Raw genomic sequence first — 4,463 nt, forward strand, 5'->3', positions numbered from 1 at the left:
AGGCTTCTTCCCCTGCAACGATCTGGTAGGTTTCTGTGCGATATTGTGCGCCGAAAGCCAGGTTGAGTCCTTGCAACACTTGTGGGAAATACCGGCTGATATCAAGACTGGCCGTGTTTTGCGCTGCATTGTATTTGCCGGCATCAAAAGTAGTAGGACTTTTTGCACCCAGACTCGCATTCAGTGAATTGCTGATTACGTTGCCAAAATCATTTTTACCATATACATTGGATACATCTAGGTTCCATTCACCGGCTTTGGCTTTCAGGCCAATGGCAATAGATTTATCGGTGATGGCGTTGTCCATGGCAGGTAAAAAACCATCCGGATAAAGCGAGGTGTTGTTGCGCTCTGTCCAGCCCGGGAGGCGGTATACGGCGGTAAATTGTGAGTTACGGTGACTGATACCACCGAATGCGTATACTTCTGCATGGTCACTAACGGGAATGGCTGTATTAAAAAACAGCAGTGCATCTTTAGCTTTGTTGGAACCTCCGCCGCGTTGATCAAAGTAGTGCCGGTCTATACCCCGGCTTTTGAGGATGGCGTCATCTATTTCTTTCGTGTAAATGTTGTCATAGCCACGGGTGTTGGCGCCGCCGCCATAAATAGGACCATTGTATAATCCGGCGTTATCGCGGCCGGGTTGCAGGGATACGGCCTGGGTAGCGAATTCGGCGGTGGCATTGAGATAGCCGCCACGGGAGCCGATCTTCACGCCGTAGTTGATATTGGACCGGGTGCTGGCGCCGTCACCCCGGCGGCGAATGCTGCCGGTAGTGCTGACAATCACATCGGCGGTCTGCTTCTTTAATACGATGTTGATCACGCCGGCAATGGCATCAGAGCCGTATTGTGCGGCGGCGCCGTCGCGTAATATTTCAATGCGTTCTATGGCGCCGGCAGGGATGGAGTTCAGATCGTATCCGGTGGCGCCGTTGCCAAGTCCGCCCCAGTTGACGTTGGAGCTTTTGTGCCGGCGTTTACCATTTACCAGTACAAGCAACTGATCTACTCCGAGGCCTTTTAGCTGCGCCAGACTGAGCGCAGAACCGGCATCGCCGGCATTGCTGCCGTTTACAGAGTGGAAGGAGGGCGATACATATTGCAACAGCTGCGTGATGCTGGTTTGAGGAGCTGCTTCCTGCAGCGTTTTAATATCGATGATATCTACCGGCACGGGGGAGTTCAGCTTGGTACGGTTCGCACTGCGGGAACCTACTATCTGCACTTCGCCCAGTTGTTTGGTAGTATCGGTAAGGTGTTTTTCCTGCGCCGATAGTGTTGCTGAAAACAGCAGTAGCGGGGAAATGACTGGCAGTATAATTTTTTTCATGCCGGGGTTGATTTTTATGGTTAGTGATGTGTGACTTTAAAACGATCGTCGGTGAGCGCTACCAGGAAGTTTTCCAGGTCTGTCATTTCTGCTGCGCTCAGGTTCAGTGGCTTGTTGAGCGACAAATCCCGGTTGATGCCATCATGGACAATGTGGTTGGGTTCATTGTAATAGGCAATCACTTCTTTTAATGTTTTGAACATACCGTTATGCATATACGGAGCGGTAACGGCTACGTTACGTAAACTGGGTACTTTAAAGAAACCCAGGTGGGTGCTATCTTTTGTGGCTTCATAACGCCCTGGATCTGTTAAGGTAGTACCGTTATAAAGACCGATGTTTTTGAAGCGATCCGCTGTGAAATCTTCTCCCGAATGACAATTATTACAATTGGCTTTACCAATAAACAGCAAACGACCACGTATAGCCGATGCCGTTAGCGCGCTATCATTTCCGGCAATGTACCGGTCGTAGGGACTGTTGGCTGTTTCCAGGGTACGTTCAAAAGCAGCGATGGCCTGCAGCACATTTTTAGTCGTAGCGGGACCGTTGAACACCTGCTGAAAATAAAGCCGGTAGCTTTCCTGTTCGTTCAGCCGTTGTACGGCTTCTTCAATAGGCAAGCCCATTTCATCGGGATTAATGATGGGCTGTAGCGCCTGATCTTCCAGGGAAGCGGCTCTGCCGTCCCAGAAGAAATTAGGACGACCGGAAAGATTGGTGATACCCGGCGTATTTCTTTTGGTAGGCGTATGATGAATACCTTTGCTGAAGGCAAGCGTATCTGCAAATCCAAATTGAGGAATATGGCAGGAAGCGCAGCTGATGCTGCGATCTTTCGACAACAGGGGATCAAAGAACAGCTTTTCTCCCAGTTGGGCTTTGTTGAGCGGACCGTCAGATCCCTTACTGGTATTGAATCCCGCGATGATGACGCCGGCACATAGCATGCCCAATAAAATGAATATCATTTTTCTCAGCTTCATGGTGGTAAAAATTATGGAGGGCATAAAATGCCCGGGAGCAACGTGGGGGTTGCAAAAAAATTGGTCGATTAAAAGTTAAGTGTTGCTGTAAGGAGACTGTAAAAAAGAAATGGTTATTGGCATTCCCGGGAGCATGGGCGGGAGTGCCCGTGCTCCCCAGGAATTATTAATGGGGTAGTAAAAAATGAACGAATTATTTAGCAGTGGCGACCAGTACTACATCCAGGTCAAAGTCATCATAGATGGCTTTGTCGCCGATGCCTTCAAAGAAGCTCTTGGAACCGTATTTAATATTGTATTTGGTACGATCCACTTTGATAGCTGCTTTCGCAGTGAGCTTGTTGCCGGCAACAGTTACGGTTGCAGGAAAGGTCACGGGATTGGTAATGCCTTTAATCGTTAAGTTACCGGTTACTTCGTAGTTACCGCTGCCTTTGGAAGTGACGCTGGTAGTAGTGAAAGTAGCCGCCGGAAATTTCTCTACAGAGAAGAAATCATCGCTCTTCAGGTGTCCGAGTAATTTTGCGTTGCCGCCTTCATCTTTAATATCAGTAACAGCAATGCTGCGGGTGTCCAGTGAAAAACTACCACCTTTCAGTACATTACTTTCTACTTCCAGTTTACCGTCGGCCACATTGATGGTACCCTGGTGCTGGCCGGTTACTTTTTTGCCGGTCCAGTTCAGTTTACTTTCTTTGGCATCTACCTGGAAAACAGTGGCTTTCCTGGCAGTAGCTGATTTGGTTGGTTTCTCTTTGTTGACAGTAGCAGGTGTGGTGAAAGACATCAGAAAGATGGATCCTCCAATAAAGAACAGAGATGCTAATCGTTGCATATGTTGTGTGTGTTTAAATTTGGTGCTAATTTAAGGTGGACCAGCGAATTAGCGCTTACGAGATCCGGAAATTAATGTTAAAGTTATTTTTCCGCAATCAGTTCGTCCAGATCATGGTTCCATTTGGCTACATAGTCTTTGTAATACTGACCGGTTATCTCGCCGGTGTAGCCGGTATGTATCTGTCTTACTTCCCCTTTGCGGTCTATTATAATTGTGGTTGGGAAGGCCATCATGCGGTTGAGCGCTGGTAGCTTATCTGACGCCACTTTCTTATCAGCAATGCCACCAAAAAGAATATCATATTGTATGTTGTATTTTTCCTTCAGTTTACCCAGCGTATATTTTGCATATTCCAGGTCATCTTTCTGTTCAAAACCAATGGCAATTGCTTCTACACCACGGTCTTTGTTTTGGTTATACCAGGGCGATAAAAACGAAGTCTGGTCGGTGCAGTTAGGGCACCAGGTACCAATGATTTCTACAATCACCACCTTACCTTTGTATTTGTCGTCGCTGAGGGAAACGTTGTTACCACTGAGGTCTGGCAGGGTAAAGTCGAGTTTCTTATAGCCTTCTTTGAGGTAAGTCAGCTTATAAGGATCTGGTAGTTCAGCGGCTGCATTCTTTTCTCCGTCAAACCGGATGTTGTTGTAGATGCCTAAGCTGATTTCGCCGGTGAGTGATTTATCATCATTCACTTTTCCTTTAATGTAGATGGGGCTTGGGCCGGTGAAGCCGGACAGTTCAAATTCATCGCCATGAACAGTCCCTTCCAGTTCGCGGCTGTCGCCTACTACCGACATGATGACGCCGGTGAGTTTGTTGCCCTCCTGTTTCAATAAACCAACACGATTGGGCGTAGGTTCTTTGCTGGCTATTTTCAGTTCCCATTTACCGCTGATATCGAAGGTAGGAGCGGCTTCTGTGCCTGGTTCCGCAAAACGGTAGCTTTGTCCGTGTTCCGCAGTAAAGGGAAGCGCATTGCCCCGGAAGTTGGGTACCAGGCTTCTGTATTCGCCGGAAATTTTACCATCAGACTCAATGTGCGCTACCAGGGCGGCATCATAGGTGTTCATCTTGATAAATAAAGAGTCGTTGCCGAGGCGTTCTACATGAAAGTTATCCCTGCGTGTACCGTTGATCAGGGTAAAAACAGCATGTTCAGGGTCTTTTCCTTTTAACTCAAAATTAAAAGGTACCTGGGATTCGCTGAGGGTGAATACACCGCGCCAGATGCCCTGTTTTACAAATGGTTTTTTGGGGGCAGCAAAGGAGTCGTTGCTGAATAATCCTGCCACCATCA

General features: G+C 47.8%; 4 protein-coding genes. All 4 read right to left on the bottom strand.

The window, feature by feature from the left end; all coding sequences use genetic code 11:
• A partial coding sequence (locus VIP81_RS30615; RefSeq protein WP_331970937.1) for a TonB-dependent receptor plug domain-containing protein occupies positions 1-1,336 on the bottom strand: 1,336 nt, incomplete at its 3' end.
• A gap of 20 nt (positions 1,337-1,356) precedes the next feature.
• Positions 1,357-2,322 carry a cytochrome-c peroxidase gene (locus VIP81_RS30620; protein WP_331970940.1) on the bottom strand — a complete coding sequence of 322 codons (966 nt, stop codon included), beginning with the start codon at positions 2,320-2,322 and terminating at the stop codon, positions 1,357-1,359.
• Positions 2,323-2,515: 193 nt separating this feature from the next.
• Positions 2,516-3,157, bottom strand: coding sequence for a YceI family protein (locus VIP81_RS30625; RefSeq protein ID WP_331970943.1), 642 nt, complete (start codon positions 3,155-3,157; stop codon positions 2,516-2,518).
• Positions 3,158-3,240: 83 nt separating this feature from the next.
• On the bottom strand, positions 3,241-4,463 hold a 1,223-nt coding region (locus tag VIP81_RS30630; RefSeq protein ID WP_331970946.1), incomplete at its 5' end, for a TlpA disulfide reductase family protein.

Source organism: Chitinophaga sp. (assembly GCF_036566945.1).
In the GTDB taxonomy this organism is placed as follows: domain Bacteria; phylum Bacteroidota; class Bacteroidia; order Chitinophagales; family Chitinophagaceae; genus Chitinophaga.